Source organism: Bradyrhizobium sp. USDA 3311, assembly GCF_054062495.1.
Window position 1 is genome coordinate 6,316,668 of the sequence record NZ_JBSSFI010000001.1, and the last position, 18,643, is coordinate 6,335,310.

At 64.9% G+C, this 18,643-nt stretch carries 18 protein-coding genes and 1 pseudogene; 7 read left to right on the forward strand and 12 right to left on the reverse strand.

Annotated elements, in window-relative coordinates:
- The first annotated feature begins 75 nt into the window (after nucleotides 1-75).
- The 4 genes from ACVWW6_RS30490 (at nucleotide 76) to fabA (ending at nucleotide 4,724) form a co-directional block, all read left to right on the forward strand.
- A complete protein-coding gene (locus tag ACVWW6_RS30490) occupies nucleotides 76-1,071 on the forward strand; it encodes a helix-turn-helix domain-containing protein (RefSeq protein ID WP_456681930.1) in 996 nt (331 codons plus the stop codon).
- A gap of 290 nt (nucleotides 1,072-1,361) precedes the next feature.
- Nucleotides 1,362-2,864: a DEAD/DEAH box helicase gene (locus tag ACVWW6_RS30495; RefSeq protein WP_456681931.1), complete on the forward strand. Its 1,503-nt coding sequence runs from the start codon at nucleotides 1,362-1,364 to the stop codon at nucleotides 2,862-2,864.
- 163 nt (nucleotides 2,865-3,027) lie between these two features.
- The gene (locus tag ACVWW6_RS30500; RefSeq protein WP_011087119.1) at nucleotides 3,028-4,095 is read left to right on the forward strand and encodes a GGDEF domain-containing protein; all 1,068 of its coding nucleotides are present in this window, start codon (nucleotides 3,028-3,030) and stop codon (nucleotides 4,093-4,095) included.
- A gap of 98 nt (nucleotides 4,096-4,193) precedes the next feature.
- Complete coding sequence (gene fabA / locus ACVWW6_RS30505; protein ID WP_271557361.1) at nucleotides 4,194-4,724, forward strand: bifunctional 3-hydroxydecanoyl-ACP dehydratase/trans-2-decenoyl-ACP isomerase; 531 nt, start codon at nucleotides 4,194-4,196, stop codon at nucleotides 4,722-4,724.
- Between the two features lie 64 nt (nucleotides 4,725-4,788).
- Here fabA and ACVWW6_RS30510 read toward each other — a convergent pair.
- The 9 genes and pseudogenes from ACVWW6_RS30510 to ACVWW6_RS30550 all read right to left on the reverse strand — a co-directional run bounded on the left by ACVWW6_RS30510 (nucleotide 4,789) and on the right by ACVWW6_RS30550 (nucleotide 13,856).
- Nucleotides 4,789-5,227 (reverse strand): annotated as a pseudogene (locus ACVWW6_RS30510) (TfoX/Sxy family protein).
- Nucleotides 5,228-5,425: 198 nt separating this feature from the next.
- Complete coding sequence (locus ACVWW6_RS30515) at nucleotides 5,426-5,767, reverse strand: HesB/IscA family protein (RefSeq protein WP_014495548.1); 342 nt, start codon at nucleotides 5,765-5,767, stop codon at nucleotides 5,426-5,428.
- Nucleotides 5,768-5,890: 123 nt separating this feature from the next.
- Nucleotides 5,891-6,262 (reverse strand): SUF system Fe-S cluster assembly protein, encoded by a 372-nt coding sequence (locus ACVWW6_RS30520; protein WP_011087115.1) that lies wholly within the window; start codon nucleotides 6,260-6,262, stop codon nucleotides 5,891-5,893.
- Nucleotides 6,259-7,506, reverse strand: a complete 1,248-nt coding sequence (locus tag ACVWW6_RS30525; RefSeq protein ID WP_456681932.1) for a cysteine desulfurase — start codon at nucleotides 7,504-7,506, stop codon at nucleotides 6,259-6,261. Before ACVWW6_RS30525 ends, ACVWW6_RS30520 begins: the two co-directional genes overlap by 4 nt.
- A complete protein-coding gene (sufD, locus tag ACVWW6_RS30530) occupies nucleotides 7,503-8,807 on the reverse strand; it encodes a Fe-S cluster assembly protein SufD (RefSeq protein ID WP_028171267.1) in 1,305 nt (434 codons plus the stop codon). Before sufD ends, ACVWW6_RS30525 begins: the two co-directional genes overlap by 4 nt.
- 12 nt (nucleotides 8,808-8,819) lie before the next feature.
- Nucleotides 8,820-9,572 (reverse strand): Fe-S cluster assembly ATPase SufC, encoded by a 753-nt coding sequence (gene sufC, locus ACVWW6_RS30535; RefSeq protein ID WP_161535044.1) that lies wholly within the window; start codon nucleotides 9,570-9,572, stop codon nucleotides 8,820-8,822.
- A 289-nt stretch (nucleotides 9,573-9,861) separates the two neighbouring features.
- Nucleotides 9,862-11,358 (reverse strand): Fe-S cluster assembly protein SufB, encoded by a 1,497-nt coding sequence (sufB, locus tag ACVWW6_RS30540; RefSeq protein WP_011087111.1) that lies wholly within the window; start codon nucleotides 11,356-11,358, stop codon nucleotides 9,862-9,864.
- Nucleotides 11,359-11,471: 113 nt separating this feature from the next.
- Complete coding sequence (locus ACVWW6_RS30545) at nucleotides 11,472-12,611, reverse strand: cysteine desulfurase family protein (RefSeq protein ID WP_456681933.1); 1,140 nt, start codon at nucleotides 12,609-12,611, stop codon at nucleotides 11,472-11,474.
- Between the two features lie 51 nt (nucleotides 12,612-12,662).
- Complete coding sequence (locus ACVWW6_RS30550; RefSeq protein ID WP_404522443.1) at nucleotides 12,663-13,856, reverse strand: acyltransferase family protein; 1,194 nt, start codon at nucleotides 13,854-13,856, stop codon at nucleotides 12,663-12,665.
- 44 nt (nucleotides 13,857-13,900) lie between these two features.
- Between ACVWW6_RS30550 and ACVWW6_RS30555 the strand changes: the two genes are divergently transcribed.
- From ACVWW6_RS30555 to ACVWW6_RS30565, 3 genes are all read left to right on the forward strand, one after another.
- A complete protein-coding gene (locus ACVWW6_RS30555) occupies nucleotides 13,901-14,884 on the forward strand; it encodes a LytTR family DNA-binding domain-containing protein (protein ID WP_162494093.1) in 984 nt (327 codons plus the stop codon).
- 317 nt (nucleotides 14,885-15,201) lie between these two features.
- A complete protein-coding gene (locus ACVWW6_RS30560; RefSeq protein WP_008143006.1) occupies nucleotides 15,202-15,849 on the forward strand; it encodes an alpha/beta hydrolase in 648 nt (215 codons plus the stop codon).
- Nucleotides 15,850-15,857: 8 nt separating this feature from the next.
- Nucleotides 15,858-16,370 carry a DUF1697 domain-containing protein gene (locus ACVWW6_RS30565; protein WP_028171262.1) on the forward strand — a complete coding sequence of 171 codons (513 nt, stop codon included), beginning with the start codon at nucleotides 15,858-15,860 and terminating at the stop codon, nucleotides 16,368-16,370.
- On the opposite strand, the gene ACVWW6_RS30570 is transcribed toward ACVWW6_RS30565, so the two are convergent.
- From ACVWW6_RS30570 to ACVWW6_RS30580, 3 genes are all read right to left on the reverse strand, one after another.
- A complete protein-coding gene (locus ACVWW6_RS30570) occupies nucleotides 16,367-16,690 on the reverse strand; it encodes a DMT family transporter (protein ID WP_011087106.1) in 324 nt (107 codons plus the stop codon). The two genes, ACVWW6_RS30565 and ACVWW6_RS30570, sit on opposite strands and share 4 nt — an antisense overlap.
- Nucleotides 16,691-16,700: 10 nt before the next feature.
- Entirely contained in the window at nucleotides 16,701-17,378 is a 678-nt protein-coding gene (locus tag ACVWW6_RS30575; RefSeq protein ID WP_011087105.1) for a glutathione S-transferase family protein, read from the reverse strand.
- Between the two features lie 109 nt (nucleotides 17,379-17,487).
- Nucleotides 17,488-18,591 (reverse strand): anhydro-N-acetylmuramic acid kinase, encoded by a 1,104-nt coding sequence (locus tag ACVWW6_RS30580; RefSeq protein WP_060911847.1) that lies wholly within the window; start codon nucleotides 18,589-18,591, stop codon nucleotides 17,488-17,490.
- Nucleotides 18,592-18,643 lie beyond the last annotated feature (52 nt).

Sequence of the window (18,643 nt, forward strand, 5' to 3'; positions counted from 1 at the left end):
GTCTGGGCCTATGGCAAGAACAGCTGGAATCTGGTTTCTCTTAGGCGCAATTCCGTTCGCGGACGAGGGGCTATCGTGTATCGCTGGTGCACTGACGAGGTCGAGCCGCAGGAGCGCTTCGACTATTGGCGCGAGGTGCGCGCCAAGGGCCTGTTCGGCGTCACCGCCGAGCTCGAGCGCGAACGGCGCGCGGACTTCTTCGGCGAATTCTCACTGCGCCAGCTCGGCGCTGGCGGTCTCGTCGAGCTGAAGGCCTCGCCCTACACGGTCGAGCGCAGCACCTCCGACATCGCCTACACACCCGGCGACAGCATCTGCGTCTACCAGCAGCTCGGCAGCGGCGGCTGGTTCGGCGGCATGCGCGGATCCGACTTCGCGATCGCCAATGGCAGCTTCGCCACCAGCCATACCGACCTGCCCTATCGCACCGCGCCACTCGACGCCGGGGGCTTCCACCTGCGCATCCTGAAGATCCCGGTGAGCCGCATCCCGGCGCAGGACAGGCGCATCCGCGAACTCACGCCGAAGACCTTCAATGACCATGCGCTGGCGCCCCTGCTCGCGGCCTGCTTTGCCGATCTCGGCGAGGTCGCCGCTGGCGATGACGGTGCTGGCGATGACGGTGCTGCCGATGCGACCTCCCTGGTCCAGACCTCCTTGGTTCAGGCCCTGGCCCATCTGGCGCTGATCGAGCGCGGCATCGTGCGCCCCGGCAGCCGGCTCGGACAGGCTGCGCTGCGGACCGCCCGTCTCTCGCAGGCGCGGCGCCTGATCGCGCGCCACCTGCAAAACCCGGACCTGGCGCCGTCGATGGTGGCCGACCTGCTCGGCGTTTCCGTGCGTCACCTGCACATGCTGTTCGAAGCCGCGGAGAAAAGCTTCTCGCAGACCGTGACCAACGAGCGCCTGAAGAGAAGCCGCCGCCTGCTGCGCGAGGCGCCGGAGCGGTTGATCGCCGACATCGCGACCTCCTGCGGCTTCGAGAGCCTGGCGACCTATTACCGGGTCTTCAACGCCGCCTATGGCATGGCCCCCGGCGACTTCCGGGCCCGGGTCCCAGAGGGGCATTAGGCGCCGCCTCCGCCCGGCCAATGGCCGAGGCGAAAAACCCCAGCCGGGCCCGCTATTTGGGTAAAACCTCAGGGTTTTTAGGGCCTTCCCGCGCCTGCTCCATTGACTTTGGCCAATTCCCGCCTATGTTCCGGGGCGACGCAGCTCGGATCGAAGAGCGATTCCTGAGCCTTGCGCTTTGTTCGCGTGAGTCAGCACCCCCAGCTTCCTAGAGAGCGCGCCGTTTCGGGGTGGAACGCGACCAGCCTTATTACCCTCGATTCCGAACGGCGGTTTCGACCAGAGGCTCAATGTCCTTTTCAAATCTCGGACTATCCGAAAAAGTCCTCGCCGCAGTGGCGGCCACCGGTTACACCACCCCCACCCCCATTCAGGAACAGGCGATCCCTCACGTCCTCGCACGCAAGGACGTCCTCGGCATCGCCCAGACCGGCACCGGCAAGACCGCGGCCTTCGTGCTGCCGATGCTCACCATCCTCGAAAAGGGCAGAGCCCGGGCACGCATGCCGCGCACCCTGATCCTGGAGCCGACCCGCGAGCTCGCGGCACAGGTCAAAGAGAATTTTGATCGCTACGGCGCCGGCCAGAAGCTCAACGTCGCCCTGCTGATCGGCGGCGTCTCGTTCGGCGACCAGGATGCCAAGCTGACGCGCGGTGTCGACGTGCTGATCGCAACCCCGGGCCGCCTGCTCGACCACACCGAGCGCGGCGGCCTGCTGCTCACCGGCGTGGAACTGCTCGTCATCGACGAAGCCGACCGCATGCTGGACATGGGCTTCATTCCCGACATCGAGCGCATCTGCAAGCTCGTCCCGTTCACGCGGCAGACCCTGTTCTTCACCGCGACCATGCCGCCGGAAATCCGGCGCATCACCGAAACCTTCCTGCACAACCCGCAGAAGGTCGAAGTCTCCAAGCCCGCCACCACCGCCGTCACCGTCACGCAGTCCCAGGTCCCGGCCGGGCGCGAGGCGCATGAAAAGCGCGAACTGCTCCGCCGCCTGCTGCGCGAGGCCAAGGATCTCAAGAACGCGATCATCTTCTGCAATCGCAAGCGCGAAGTCGCGATCGTGCACAAATCGCTCCAGAAGCACGGCTTCAGCGTCGGCGCGCTGCACGGCGACATGGACCAGCCGGCCCGCATGGCCGCACTCGAGCAGTTCCGCAAGGGTGAGCTGCCGTTGCTGGTCGCCTCCGACGTCGCGGCCCGCGGTCTCGACATCCCCGAGGTCAGCCACGTCTTCAATTTCGACGTCCCTCACCATCCCGACGACTACGTCCATCGCGTCGGCCGCACCGGCCGCGCCGGCCGCAGCGGTACGGCGATCTCGATCGTCACGCCGCTCGACCAGAAGTCGATGGTTGCGATCGAAAAGCTGATCGGCCAGAGCATTCCGCGCGCTGAAGGCGACTACGAAGTCCACGCAGAAGCCGGCGATGCGACCGACCGTCCGCGCGAGCAGCGCGGCCGCGAACGTTCACGCGGCGGACGCGGCAAGCCGCAACGCGGCCGCGACCGTGAGCGCAGCCACGAGCCGCGCGAGGCGCGGCCTTCAGCCGAAGCACGCCCCGCCCCCGAGGCGAGGCCCGCACGCGAGCCGAGACCTCCGCGCGAAGCCAAGCCATCACCCGAGCCGCGTCACGGCTCGCGCCCGCAGGGCAATGCGTCGCATGTGCCGTCGATCGGCCGTCCCGAACCGCGCCGCCAGCGCGAGGCCGACACCGAGCCGGGCGATCATTCCCACCTTCCGGCGTTTCTGTTGCGCCCGGTCCGCTCCCCCGCCGGCGCCTGAAGCGCGACGCGTTTCAGGTTGGTTGAGACAGAGCGCCGCACACGTTTTCAGACGCATTCGTGAACGTATATTTACGGGTCGTTCACGATCGTCCGTTAGCCTACGAACATAATTTAAGCATTGCTGCGGTCGACGATGCATTGGCCGCCGTGGGGTATGTTCCGTGGTCAAGGTGCTTGACGAACACGAACGCACGATGGCGTTCGCCGAGGTGGCGCTCGGTCAGATCCGATCGCTTCGGCAGACGGCAATTCCCCGCAATTACGAGATCTGGTACGTCTACGCGACCGGCTACAACGCACCGCTCAACAAGATCATCAACGAGACGCTGGCCCGCCACGGCAAGCTGACCGAAGCCGATCTCGAGCAGATCTACGAGACCTATCTCTCCCACATCAAGACCACCGACCGCATCGACAAGGTCGGTGCGCGCGTCATCGGCGAGATCGATGACGTGATGAAGGTTCTCGGCGATGCGCTCGGCATGACCGGCTCCTACGACGCCAGCCTGTCGGGCGCGACAGAACGGCTGTCGTCGGCCAAGAGCCGCGAGCAGATCAAGGCGATCGTCGAGACGCTGGTGCGCTCGACCAGCGAGATGCGTGAGACCAACAAGGCGCTGGAAGACCGGCTGACGCTGTCCAGGAACGAGATCAGCAATCTCCAGCAGAGCCTGGAGGCGATCCGTGCCGAGAGCCTGACCGACCCGCTCACGGGCCTCGGCAACCGCAAATATTTCGATCGCATGATCGGCATGGCGGTACAGAGTGCGCTCGCATCAGGCGAGCCGCTGTCGCTACTGCTGTTCGACATCGACCACTTCAAGTCGTTCAACGATTCCTACGGCCATCTCACCGGCGACCAGGTGCTGCGCCTGGTCGGTCTGTCCATGAAGCAGACCATCAAGGGCCAGGACATCACCGCGCGCTATGGCGGCGAGGAGTTCGCCGTCCTGCTGCCCAACACCGCGCTGCGCCAGGCCCTCACGGTCGCCGACCACATCCGCCGCGCCGTGATGGCGAAGGAGTTGAAGAAGAAGTCCACCGGCGAGATTCTCGGCCGCGTCACCATCTCCGTCGGCGTCTCCATGCTCAAGCCGGGCGACGACACCGACGCGCTGATCGAACGCGCCGATGCCTGCCTCTACGCCGCCAAGCGCAACGGCCGCAACCGCGTGATCTGCGAAGCGGATCCGGAATTCGCGGTGGAGACGCACAGCCGGGTGGCGTGACGGAAGCACCGCGCCGAACCGCGCGCGCTTGACATTCTTTCCTGACGGGCGACATCTTCCGCGCTGGCTCAACGCGCCTGACGCGAGGACATGTCGTCTTGCCCAACCCTCATGATTTCCACACGCCGCAACCGTCCTACACCAGGGACGAGCTGCTGAGGTCGAGCGAAGGCGGCTATTTCGGTCCCGGCAATGCGCAATTGCCGGCACCGCCGATGCTGATGATGGACCGCATCTCCGAGATCAGCCTGGACGGCGGCGAGTTCGGCAAGGGCCATATCGTCGGCGAGCTCGACATTGTACCGGGCCATTGGTTCTTCGACTGCCACTTTCGCGGCGATCCGCTGATGCCGTCCTCTCTCGGGCTCGACGCCATGTGGCAGATGATCGGCTATTGGCTCGGCTGGTCGGGCTCACCGGGCAAAGGCCGCGCCATCGGCGTCGGCGAGGTGGAATGTACGGGCGAGATCACACCGACCGCGCAACGCGTGCGCTACGAGGTCGCCATGCGCATGGTCCGGCGCGGCAAGCTGGTGCTCGGAATTGCCGACGGCCGGATGCTTGCCGACGGCGCCTGCGTCTTCACGGCCAAGGATATGCGGGTAGGCCTGACCAAGGCGGTGGAGTGAAGTCGTGTAGGGGTGGGCAAAGGCGCGCAGCGCCGTGCCTACCATGTCTCTCCGCACCAGCACCTCAACGGTGGGCACGCTTCGCTTTGCCCACCCCACGAACCGCTTTCTTGATTGGCCGCTTCCTCGCAACGGGCTTCTTCGGCGCGACCTTCTTCGACGCCTTCTTGCCCTTGGGTCGCTTCTTCACCTTGGCGCGCTGGGCGGCGGCGAGCGCCGCCCTCGCCCATTGCGCAAGCTCCTGGGAATCGTCGAACAAGCGCGCGGGCAGCTCCCAGTAGGAGTTGACCGTCACGGTCTTGGCGCGGGTCGAGTACTGGAACGGCTTTGAGCCTTCTGTCTCGAAGTCCGGGATGGTCACTTCGTCGGCACGCAAGAACAGGCCCGCGCAGGGCGAGCGCGAAGTTGGTGCCGTCGGCGGAGATGCCGTAGCCGGAGAACATCTTGCGGATGGTGACGGGGCCGAAATCGGCGAACAGGTCGATCAGGAATTCGCGGTCCATGGCCCCCCTCTCCTCATCGTCGTCCTGGCCTAGTGCGCAATTGCGCACGGGAGCCAGGACCCATTACCCCAGGGAGGAGTTTAGCGAAGACTCGAAGTCACGCTACGCGGCACCGGCACTTCCCACAATCGAGAGATCACGCGGTATGGGTCCTGGCTTTCGCCAGGACGACGGCGGAGTGAAACGAGAGAGCCGGGCCTACCCGTCGATCTTGGCCGGCCGCAGCTCGACCGATTCGCCGCAGCCGCAGGCGGAGACCTGGTTGGGGTTGTTGAAGACGAACTGGGCCTGCATCTTGTCGGCCTTGTAGTCCATCTCGGTGCCGAGCAGGAACAGCACGGCCTTGGGATCGACCAGGATCTTGACGCCCTTGTCCTCGACGACCTCGTCGGTCGGGCGGACATCATGGGCGTACTCGACGGTGTAGGACTGACCGGCGCAGCCGCCGTTCTTCACACCGACGCGCAGGCCGACGATCTCGGAATCGGCGCGCTGGGTCAGCTCGCTGATGCGCTGGGCGGCGGCATCCGTCAGCCGCATCACCTGCGGGCGCGGCCGCCGCGGCTTCGGAGTGGAGGATGCTGGTGTTGCCTGTGTCATGTCAGTGATGTGGTCCGTTGCGGAGCAAATTCAATGCCAGGAATGAAAAGCAGAACGTACGCGTCACCACATGTTGAGCACGAGGCGGGCCTCGTCGCTCATGCGTTCGGGCGTCCACGGCGGCTCCCAGACGACCTTGACGTCGACCACGCCGACGCCGGGGACGCTGGCGACCGCATTTTCGACCATGGTCGGCAACTCGCCGGCAGCGGGGCAGTTCGGCGTCGTCAGCGTCATCTGCACGTCGACGGAGCGGTCGTCCTTGATCTCGACCTTGTAGATCAGGCCGAGCTCGTAGATGTCGGCCGGAATCTCCGGATCGAACACGGTCTTGAGGCCCGCGATGATCTCGGTGGTCAGCCGCTCGGTTTCCTCCGGCGGCAGCGCCGACCGGGTTTCCATCGGATTGGCTTTGATTTCGGCCGTGTCACTCATGCGAACAAATCCCGCGCCTTCAAAAGCGCCTGTGCCAGATGATCGACTTCTTCCCGCGTATTATACATGCCGAACGAGGCCCGGCATGTGGCCGTCACGTTGAACCGCTCTAAAAGCGGCATCACGCAATGGGTGCCGGCGCGCACCGCGATGCCCTGGCGGTCGATCACGGTGGCGACGTCATGGGCATGCGCGCCCTTGAGCTCGAAGGAGATCACCGGGCCCTTGCCGCGGGCGGTGCCGATCAGCCGCAGCGAGTTGATCTCGCGCAGCTTCTCCTGGGCGTAGGTGACGAGATCGTGCTCGTGCGCGGCGATGCGCTCCTTGCCGATCGAATTGACGTAGTCGATCGCGGCGCCAAGGCCGACGGCCTCGACGATCGCGGGTGTGCCGGCCTCGAACTTGTGCGGGGGATCGCCGTAGGTGACGACATCGCGCGAGACCTCACGGATCATCTCGCCGCCGCCGTTATAGGGGCGCATCGCGACGAGATGGTCGTACTTGGCCCAGAGCACGCCGATGCCGGTCGGGCCGTAGACCTTGTGGCCGGTGAAGACGTAGAAGTCGCAGCCGAGATCCTGGACATCGACGGGCATATGCACCGCGCCCTGGCTGCCGTCGACCAGCACGGGGATGCCGCGGGCGTGGGCGATCTTCACGACGTCCTTGATCGGGACGATGGTGCCGAGCGCGTTCGACATCTGCGTGATCGCGACCAGCCTGGTCTTCGCGGTCAGGAGCTTCTCGAACTCCTCGATGAGGAAATTGCCCTCGTCGTCGACCGGCGACCATTTGATCACCGCCCCCTGTCTTTCCCTGAGGAAATGCCAGGGCACGATGTTGGAGTGGTGCTCCATGATCGAGATGACGATCTCGTCGCCCTCTTTGATGTTCGGCCCGCCCCAGGACGAGGCGACCAGGTTGATGGCCTCCGTCGCGTTGCGGGTGAAGATCACTTCTTCGGTGCGGCCGGCGTTGATGAACTGCGCGACCTTGGTGCGGCCGCCCTCATAGGCTTCGGTCGCGGCGTTGGCGAGGTAATGCAGGCCGCGATGCACGTTGGCGTATTCGCTCGTATAGGCCTGCGTCATGCGGTCGAGCACGACTTGCGGCTTCTGCGCGGAGGCGGCGTTGTCGAGATAGACCAGCGGCTTGCCGTAGACCTGCATGGCCAGCGCCGGGAAATCCTGGCGGACGCGGGCGACGTCGTAGGAGCCGTTCCTGACTGCCGGATGCGTGCTCATGACCGCCGCTCCAGCCAGCGCTCGGCAATGCCGATCACGTGCTCGCGCAAGCCGTCATCGGCGATCTGCTCGATCGCCTCGCCCACGAAGGCCTGGATCAGCAGCGCCTGGGCCTGCTTCTCGGGCAGGCCGCGCGCCTTCAGATAGAACAGCAGGCTGTCGTCCAGCGCGCCGGCGGTGGCGCCGTGGCCGCAGGAGACGTCGTCGGCAAAGATCTCGAGCTCGGGCTTGTTGTCGGCCTCGGCTTCGTCCGAGAGCAGCAGCGCCCGCGTCATCATCTTTCCGTCGGTCTTCTGCGCGTCGGGACGGACGATGATGCGGCCCTGGAACACCGAATGGGCGCGGTCGTCGATCACGGCGCGGAAGATCTCGCGGCTGACACAATTCGGCACGGCATGGTCCACCACCAGCGTGGTGTCGCCATGCTCGGTCTTCTGCAACAGGTTCACGCCATTGATCGCGAGATCGCTGCCCTCGCCCGCCAGCGTGATGAAGCCCTGGAGGCGGCTGACGGCGGCGCCGCTGGTCATGTTGAAGAAATTGACCTTGGTGTTGGCGCCGACGGTGACGAATTGCGAGGTGATGTTCACCGCGTCAGGCGCGTCGTCCATCAGGCGGATATGCGCGACGTCGGCGTTGTCGCCGATCGTCACGATCACGGCGTCGCTGACCTGGTAGGCCTTTGCACCGGCCGCAACGAAGCTTTCGATGATGGTGGCGCGCGCGCCATTCCCGACCGCGACCTGCGAGCGGGTGAAGGCCGAAGCGGAAGCCGCGGTCGCGATATGAATGATCTGGATCGGCGCGGACAGCTGCGCGCCATCGGCAATCGACAGCACGACGCCGTCGGTCGCCAGCGCCGCGTTCAGTGCGATCACGGCGTCGATGGACGCCGTCATCAGGAGAGCGGCATCCTTCTCCAGCGTCTCCCGGAGCGTCTTGAAGCCTACCTCGGAGGCAAGCGCCTTGACGTCGGAAAGGTCGGCCGCGAACACGCCATCGACCAGCACCAGCTTGCGCGCGCCTTCGATCGCGTGCGCCTTCACGGCGTCCGCAGCGCGCTTCAGCGCGGCCGCATCGGGCGCTGCCGCAAGCGGCAGCACCTCGCCGACCAGCGCGCGCAGGTCGGTGTATTTCCATTCCTCGATCCGGCGGTGCGGCAGGCCGAGACGCTCATAGGTCTCGAACGCCTCGCGGCGCACTGCTACGACCGCCGGCGAACCCGGCAGCCGGCCTTCGGCGCTGGCGAAGAGATCGCTCACCGCGCGGCCGTTTCCGGTCTTTGCCACAGCAACGTTCATCTCCAACAATCCTTACGCGTCCTCGAACTGGGCGTAGCCGGAATCTTCCAGCTCCAGCGCCAGCTCCTTGCCGCCGCTCTTCACGACGCGGCCCTTCGACATCACGTGCACGAAATCAGGCACGATGTAGTTCAGCAGCCGCTGATAATGGGTGATGACGACCATCGCGCGCTTGGGCGCGCGCAGCGCGTTGACGCCGTCGGCCGCAATCCGCAGCGCGTCGATGTCGAGGCCGGAATCCATCTCGTCGAGAATGCACAGGCTCGGCTCGAACAGCGCCATCTGAAGCACCTCGTTGCGCTTCTTCTCGCCGCCGGAGAAGCCGACATTGACGCCGCGCTTGAGCATGTCCTGCGGGATGTTCAGCGACTTCGAGACTTCGCGGACCTTCTTCAGGAAGTCCGGGGTCGAATATTCGCTCTCGCCGCGCGCCTTGCGCTGCGCGTTCAGCGCGGTGCGCAGGAATGTCATGGTGGCGACGCCGGGGATTTCCACCGGATACTGGAACGCCAAAAACACGCCCTTCGCGGCGCGCTCGTCCGGGGCCATCTCCAGCAGGTCCTCGCCCTTGAACAGGATCTGGCCGCCGGTGACTTCATAACCGGGCTTGCCGGCGATGACGTGGGAGAGCGTCGACTTGCCGGAGCCGTTCGGCCCCATGATCGCGTGCACCTCGCCTTCGTTCACGGTCAGCGTCAGCCCGTGGAGGATCTCACGCTCCTCGACACGAACCTGCAGGTCTTTCACTTCAAGCAAAGCAGTCATCATTCTTCCTTTTGATCGGGCGGCAGCCAGTGTGGCCGCGGCGGGATCCTTATTCCCGTGAAGATCGTCCCAACGCCGACCAGCTCGCTGCCCACGCCGACCGCCCACACAAACGTCACTAGGGTTCCGATAACGCTCCCTACGACAGCGCCGAGATATCCACTCGATAGTCCCGAGATGCGCTCGACCAGTATGGCCAGTCCCAATCCGATTCCGGCACCAACCGGCAGCAGAACCAAGACGAACAGTCCAACCAGCACAGGCCTCTGCACATTTCGGAACATCGCAACTAGCCTACGCTGCCCTCCAGCGAGATCGAGATCAGCTTCTGCGCTTCCACCGCGAACTCCATCGGGAGCTGCTGGAGCACGTCCTTGACGAAGCCGTTGACGACGAGGCCGACGGCTTCCTCCTGCGAAAGGCCGCGCTGGATGCAGTAGAACAGCACGTCCTCGGAGATCTTCGAGGTCGTCGCTTCGTGCTCGAACGTTGCCGAGGAGTTCTTCGCCTCGATATACGGCACGGTGTGCGCGCCGCATTTGTCGCCGATCAGCAGGGAATCGCAGGCCGTGAAGTTGCGCGCGCCGGTGGCTTTCCGGTGCGCGGTCACGAGGCCGCGATAGGTGTTCTGCGATTTACCCGCCGCGATGCCCTTGGAGATGATGCGGCTCGATGTGTTCTTGCCGAGATGGATCATCTTGGTGCCCGAATCGACCTGCTGGAAGCCGTTCGAGATCGCGATCGAGTAGAACTCGCCGCTGGAATTGTCGCCGCGCAGGATGCAGCTCGGATACTTCCAGGTGATGGCGGAGCCGGTCTCGACCTGGGTCCAGGAAATCTTGGAGCGGTCGCCGCGGCAGTCGCCACGCTTGGTGACGAAATTGTAGATGCCGCCCTTGCCTTCCGAATTGCCGGGATACCAGTTCTGCACCGTCGAATATTTGATCTCGGCGTCATCGTGCGCGACGAGCTCGACCACGGCCGCGTGCAGCTGGTTCTCGTCGCGCTGCGGCGCGGTGCAGCCTTCGAGATAGGACACGTAGGAGCCCTTGTCCGCGATGATCAGCGTGCGCTCGAACTGGCCGGTGTTGCGCTCGTTGATGCGGAAATAGGTCGACAGCTCCATCGGGCAGCGCACGCCCGGCGGCACGTAGACGAACGAGCCGTCGGAGAACACCGCCGAGTTCAGCGTCGCATAGAAATTGTCGGAGGTCGGAACCACCGAGCCGAGATACTTTTGCACCAGCTCGGGATGCTCGCGGATGGCTTCCGAGATCGGCATGAAGATCACGCCGGCCTTCTTCAGCTCCGCCTTGAAGGTGGTGGCAACCGAGACCGAATCGAACACCGCATCGACCGCGATCTTGCGCCGCGCCGGGTCTTCCTCGCCCACCTTGGGCTCGACGCCTTCGAGCATGGCGACTTCCCGCAGGGGAATGCCGAGCTTCTCGTAGGTCTTCAGGATCTCCGGATCGATCTCGTCGAGCGAGGTGATCGACTTCTTCGGCTTCGGCGCCGAATAGTAATACAGGTCCTGGAAATCGATCTTGGGATAGTCGACGCGCGCCCAGGTCGGCTCGGTCATGGTCAGCCAGCGCCGATAGGCCTCGAGCCGCCACTGGAGCATCCAGGCGGGTTCGTTCTTCTTTTCGGAGATGAACTTGACGGTCTCTTCCGACAACCCCTTGGGGGCCTTGTCGGACTCGATCAGGGTCTCAAACCCATAACGATACTGATCGACGTCGATGCGCTTCACGCGCTCGACCGTCTCTTGCACGGCTGGCATTCTATCCTCCGCTCGCGGTTTCAAGGACCGCGGTGGATCAAACTCGGACGAGTATTACGATGTTTTCTGGCCGAAAGCACGCGCTTAGAACCGTTCAAGCCGTGTTTCGTCGCTTAGTCTCTAAGTAGGGTATTACCGAGCTTTCGCCAAGCCTCTAACGCCCTATTGATGTCGCCCGGTTCTGTAGACCAGCCCAGACTGAGGCGCACCGCTCCCTGGGCCACCGCTGGATCGAATCCCATGGCGGACAGCACGTGGGACGGCTGGACCTTGCCCGAGGAACAGGCGGAGCCGGAGGAAACAGCGATGCCTTCGAGGTCGAAGCCGATCACCGCGGTTTCGGCCTTCAGGCCGGGGGCGGTGAACAGGATGGTATTTGGCAACCGCTCGGTGTCGTCAGAGAAGATCGTCGCTCCAGCAATCGCCCGGATGCCATTTTCCAAGCGATCTCTGAGGCTTGCCATCCGCTTCGCATCCTCCGGCAAAGCCTGAAGCCCAGCCTTCACCGCCGCGCCGAAGCCGGCAATGCCCGCGACATTCTCGGTTCCCGCGCGCCGGTTCAGCTCCTGCCCGCCGCCGCGCAGCACCGGCTCCAGGCCAGCGAGCCCTTCGGCCTCGACCAGCGCCCCGATGCCCTTGGGACCGCCGATCTTGTGTGCAGAAAACGTCGCAAGGTCCGCACCTACCGCATTAATATTGAACGGAATTTTGCCCAGCGCCTGGATCGCGTCGACATGCAGGAGGCCCCCGGCCTCGTGAACGATCCGGGCGGCTTCCGCAACCGGCTGGAGCGCGCCGGTCTCGTTGTTGGCCGCCATGATCGAGACCAGCGCCGGCGGGCCGTCCTTCAGCAGCGCCCTGAGGTGGTCGAGATCGACCACGCCGGCGCGGGTCACCTTGATATGACCGACCTTGTCCGCCGGGAACCGGCCACCCGCCAGCACCGAGGCATGCTCAACGGCGGAGACCAGAAGCCGCTCGACAGGGCCGCCGGATGGCCCCCGCAGACCGGGCGACAGCGCCAGCGCATTGGCCTCGGTTCCGGCGGAGGTGAAGACGACGTTCCGCGGCAACGCCCCCACCGCCGCGGCAAGCGTGACGCGAGCCTCCTCGACCAGCCGCCGCGCCTGTCGCCCCTCGGCATGAACCGAGGACGGATTGCCGATCAGGTCGAAGGCAGCGACCATCGCCGCCCGCGCCTCGGGGCGCAGCGGCGTGGTCGCATTCCAGTCGAGATAGACGCGGCTTGGCATGGCGCCCTCTTAGCACCTTTTATCATCGCGCCAATCGCGAGCCGTCGCAGATCAGGCCGGCTGTTGCCGCGCAATCCCGGCCGCGGAACGGGACTCCATTCGCAATCCGAACAGCGGCCGCAGCCAGGCGATCCGGCGCGCGATCTCGTAGCTGACGAAACACGTGAGCGCGGTGCCGGCAATCACGATTGCGGCCTCGCTTCCGGCTGACAGCCCGCTGTCCCGCAGCGCGTGCGCAATCACGATAATCGCGGTCTGATGTACGATGTAATAGGGAAAGATCGCATCGGTCAGATAGCGGCGCACTGGGCTGTCGGCCGTCAAATGGCGTCGGGCAAAGCCGAGCACCGCCGCCATCGCCAGCCATTGGTAGCAGCCATAGACCGAGCCGGCGAACCAGCTCAGCATCGGCGACCGCGGGAACAAGCCGGCATAAACGAGGACGAAGGCGGCGAAGCAGGCGGCTGCAAGCGTCAGCGCCACCCACCGTTGCCGCTCGATGTCGCGCCAGGTGCTGTTCTCGCGCGCGAGCAGGAAGCCGATCAGAAACGCGGTCGCATAGTCTGCGTGATTGTACCAGTCGCCGAACAGCGCATGGGTCGACGGGAAGATTGGCGAGAGAAACAGCCGCCAAGCTGCAAACAGCAGGCACGGCAGCAACAGCAGCCATGGTCCGGCGAGCGCGGCCGCCACCCTCTCGCCGATCCAATCCGCGGCTGCCGGCCACAACGCCAGCACGCCGACCAAGACCATGGTGTAGATCCAGAGATAGACCAAGAACCAGAGATGGTTCCAGGTCGGCTGTACCATGCAGGGGTTCGGACAGAATTGCGAGCTGAACGCGAGGTAGTGCCGGATGTAAAAATCGACGAGGCCTTCTGGATAGCCGAGGCTCTCGACGATCTGGAGGTAGGATTGCGGCGGCACGATCACGAGCATGCCGAAGATCAGCGGGATCAAAAGCCGCGCCGACCGCGCGCGGGCGAAGGCGGCGAGCCGGTACTTTCCCAGCATGAAGCGGCTGGCGACCCCGGAGACCAGGAACAGCAACGACAGCCGCCAGGGATTGAGGAACAGCATTACGGGCTCGAGCCAGGTCAGCCGATGCACGCTCTTGATGTGAAATCCCCACGACACGTAGAGCATGCCGACGTGGTAGAAGATCAACAGCCCGAAGGCTAAAATCCGCACCCAATCCAGATCGATGCGCCGTTCCGAGATCGAAATTTGCTGCGGTGTTGACATGGTGTTCTGCTCCTTCACGGGACGACAAACGCGGTTTTCGGGCCATGGCTGACGGCCAAAATGCCCCCGAAACGAAGCGCGTCGAGACGGTTTGGGATCAGGACCGGGCGCGCGGGGACGAGGCGTCGGCGCCCGGGACAAGCGGTTGGCGCGGCGGGATCAGCGGCGGCGATTGGACGATTTTCGGTGCGATCGCGGCCGTCGCGTTCGCCATCGGAATCGTCAATGCACTCTCCGGCGCGCAGGACGCCGCCTGGCGCGGCGACAGCTATGACATTGGCCGGCGACTGTTCTGGGAACTGTCGAGCATCATCGTCATCCTGCTGCTGGTGCCGATCCTGGTGCTGGCCGTCCGGCGCATGCGCCAGCCACGGGGGCTGGCGATACGCATCGGAATCGCTGCGGTCGCCCTGCTCGGCTTCTCGGCCCTCCACATCACCGGAATGGTCTGGGTCAGGAAGCTCGCGCTCTGGCTCGCGGGAAGCGCCTACGACTTCCATTTCTCGCTCGCGGTGATCCTGTACGAGTTCCGCAAGGATGCCGTGACCGCTTCGCTGCTCGGAGCAACACTCTGGCTGATCGAAAGCCGACGAGAGCTGAGGAAGGCCGCGCGCGCGGCGATGTTTATGCCTGCCGCTCCACTGGAGCAGCCGCCCCCCGGTTTGATCTGGCTCCGGGACGGCGCCAGCCGTATTCGCGTCGCACCGCGCGACATCCTGTGGGTCGCCTCCGCCGGCAATTACATCGAATACAGCCTCGCCGACGGCACCCAGCGCCTGATCCGCGGCACGCTCGCCGCGACCGAAAACGACCTCGCCCGCTTCGCCATCGTGCGCGTTCACCGGACAAGGCTCGCCAATCTCGACCGGGTGCGTGGCGTGGAGTTCAAGCCGTCAGGGGATTTCGAGCTCACCTTCGACACCGGGCAGACGCTGGGAGGCAGCCGCCGCTACCGGCCCGCGGTCGCCTCGCTCGGAGACCGCACCGCCTTGTGTGAATCGCCTCCGGAGGCGCCCGACAGCCGATAAACAATCGTGATTCCAATTGGTTGTCGGCGCAATGGCGCTCCTCGTCATCACCTTGTCCGATCCCGACCGCTGTTGGCGTGACATGCGGACGACAGGTTAAGCTCTTGAGCCCATTGCGATATGTCGAAGATGCTTGCTTTTTGACCCACGCCTCATGTTAGAACGCGCGCGTCAGTTCACCGCGCGCCGCTCGCGCATCATCCGAGGGCGCCACCGCTTCCTTCCATTCGCGCTTTCGTCGGCATCACTGTCGATGAGGCCACAATCGGTTGATTGCCAAGGACCGCTTCTCCACGGAATCAACCAAGAGATCATCGATGCCTGAAGTTATTTTCGCCGGCCCCGCCGGCCGTCTCGAAGGCCGCTACCACCCGGCCAAGCAGAAGAACGCGCCGATCGCGATGATCCTGCATCCGCATCCGCAGTTTCACGGCACGATGAACCATCAGATCGTGTACCAGTGCTACTACGCCTTCGCGCACCGCGGCTTTTCGGTGCTGCGCTTCAATTTCCGCGGCGTCGGCCGCAGCCAGGGCTCGTTCGACCACGGCACCGGCGAATTGTCGGATGCGGCGGCAGCGCTCGACTGGGCGCAGACCATCAACCCCGAAGCGCGTGCCTGCTGGGTCGCCGGCTTCTCCTTCGGCGCCTGGATCGGCATGCAACTCCTGATGCGCCGTCCCGAGGTCGAGGGCTTCATCTCGATCGCGCCGCCCGCCAACCTCTACGACTTCTCCTTCCTCGCGCCCTGCCCGTCCTCAGGCCTGATCGTGCATGGCGAGAAGGACGCGGTGGTGCCGCCCAAGGACGTCAACACGCTGGTCGAGAAACTGAAGACGCAGAAGGGCATCGTGATCGACCAGCAGGTCATCCCCGGCGCCAACCACTTCTTCGACGCCAAGCTCGAGCCGCTGATGGAAACCATCACGGCCTATCTGGACATGCGTCTGGCGAACGTGCGCTGAGGCCCCAAATGGGCTCGTTCGTCGCCTTGCTGCGTGCCGTGAATGTCGGCGGCACCGGCAAGCTGGCGATGAGCGAGCTCAAGGCGATGTGTGAGGATCTCGGCTTTGCCGCCGTGCGCACCTATATCGCCAGCGGCAACGTCGTCTTCACCAGCCGCAAATCAGAAGCTGCGATCAAGAGCGCACTCGAACAGCGCCTCCATGCCTACGCCGGTGCGCCGGTTGGCGTGCTTGTGCGCAGCGCCGCCGAAATGGCGCAAGTCGCGACCGATAATCCCTTTCCGAAAGCCGCGCCCAACCGCACGGTTGCGATCTTCCTCGACAAGGCTCCGCCCGCGGATGCGCTGTCCGGGATTCGCGGCCAGAAGAACGAGGAGCTGCGCCTCGGCCGCCGCGAGATCTACGTCCACTATGGCGACGGCATGGGGACATCGAAGCTCGTCATCCCCGCCGCGAAAACCGGCACCGCGCGTAACATGAATACGATCGCGACGCTGGCCAGGATGGCCGCGGAGCTCTAGGCCAGCTTCAGCGCGGCGATCCCTGTCAGCACCAGCACGATACCGGCGATCTTCATTGCACTCAGGGTCTCGCCGAACAGCACCACGCCCATGACGAAGGTGCCGGCAGCACCAATGCCGGTCCAGACCGAATAGGCGACGCCGACCTCGAGCACCTTCAGCGCGCGTCCGAGCAGGAACACGAAGGCCGCGAGCAGCGCGAGCGACGCGATGCTCCAGCCCGGCCGCGTGTAGCCTTCCGCATATTTCATCGAGATCGCCCAGCCGACATCGAGCACGCCGGCGATCACCAGCATGAGCCAGGCCAATGATGGTGACATCGGTGCGGGCTCAGGCCGCGAGCTTGAGCAGGTGCGCGTCGTGGCGCACGAGGAAGGCGCGGAGCAATTGCGGATAGTCCGCTCCGACCGCGCTCCGCACGCTCGGACGCTTCGCCAGCTCAGCTCGCCACGCCCGGACCTTCGGCACATCCGTGAAGATGCCATGCTCGGTCAGCTCATCGAACAGATCGAAATAGCGGAAGACGGGTGCGAACACGGCATCGACAAGGCTGAACGCCTCGCCCGCAAAATACGGACCAGCGCCGAGCGCAGCTTCGACGCGCGCGAACTTGGCCGCCAGCGCCTGACGCTTGCTCTCGAACGTCGCGGGATCGGTCGTCGTCTCCAGCCCCCAGAGATCGCCAAGGATCGCCGAACCGAACTCCATCCAGGCGCGGTGCTCGGCACGGCTCAGCGCATCCGCCGGATGCAGCTTCGCGCCCGCTTGCGTCTCCTCGATGTATTCGCAGATCACGTTGCTCTCGAATAGCGCGACCTCGCCCTTGTCGGTCGTCACCACCAGCACCGGCACCTTGCCGAGCGGCGACAGCTTGAGAAACCAGTCGGGCTTGTTGGCGAGATCGATGTCGACGCGCTCGAACGGCACGCCCTTCTCTTTGAGCGCGATCACCGCGCGCTGCACATAGGGGCAAAGCTTGTGGCTGATCAGTTTGAGCGAAGCGGTCATGGCCAATCCCGGCGGTTGGATGCAACTGCACCCATAATAGATGCATTTGCATCTATCCGTCAAGATCCATGCACTTGCATTAACCGATCTTGTTTTTAAGGCCTGGACCTCAGGGCCGCGCGATCACGCCGCCCGTCATCGGCATCGGCACGCCCGTGGTAGCCGGATAGGACAGAGGCAGGCCCTTCAGCCCACGCGCGGCGAGGAAGCCGAACGCTTGGGCCTCGATGGCGTCGGAGGCCCACCCGAGGGCCTCGGCGGCCTCGACGGTGGCCGACCCCACCCGCTCCCGCAACATCCGCAGCATGGTGAGGTTGCGGGCGCCGCCGCCGCAGACGATCCAGCTCCGCGGCCGCCGCGGCAGCAGCGGGATGATGCGGGCGATCGCCGCCGCGGTGAAAGCTGTCAGCGTCGCGGCGCCGTCGGCCGGCGGCACGTCGCCAAGTTTCAGCGCGGCAAAATCGTTACGGTCGAGCGATTTTGGCGGCGGCAGCGCGAAGAACGGTAATTCCAGCGCCCGCGCGATCCAGGCCTCATCCGCCTTGCCGAGCGCGGCGAACTTGCCCTCCGTGTCGAACGCCTGGTTCATGGTGCGGTACATGAAATCGTCGAGCAGCGCGTTGCCGGGCCCGGTATCGCAGGCGATCAACGTGTCGTTGCCGTCGATATAGGTGATGTTCGAGACGCCGCCGATATTGACCACGACGATTGGTCCCTCGCGCTCCAGCGATTGCGCCAGCGCCCGGTGGTAGACCGGCACGAAGGGCGCGCCCTGCCCGCCGGCCTCGACGTCGGCGGCGCGGAAGTCGTGCATCACGGGGATATGGATCGCCCTGGCCAGCGCCGGCGCGTCGCCGATCTGCACCGTCAGCCGCTTCTCGGGCCGATGCAGCACGGTCTGGCCGTGAAAGCCGACGATGTCGATGTCCTCCGGCCTCATCCGGTTCTGGGCCACGAAGGCGGCGACGGCTTCGGCATGCGCCTGCGTCACTGCGCGTTCGGCCTCGGCCAGTATCCCCGGCCGGGCATCGCGCCGCGTCAGGTGCACGGCCTCGCTCAGCGCCTGGCGCAGCAGGTTGCGCTCGACCGGGCTGTAGGGCCGGTAGCCGGACGGACCGAACGCCTTCACTTGCTTTCCGTCGGTTTCGATCAGCGCGACATCGACCCCGTCCAGCGAGGTGCCGCTCATCAAACCGAGTGCCGTCAACATCATGGATCAGCGTCCTCAATACCCCCCTTTGGCATGCCGATCTTGTGCCAGAGGG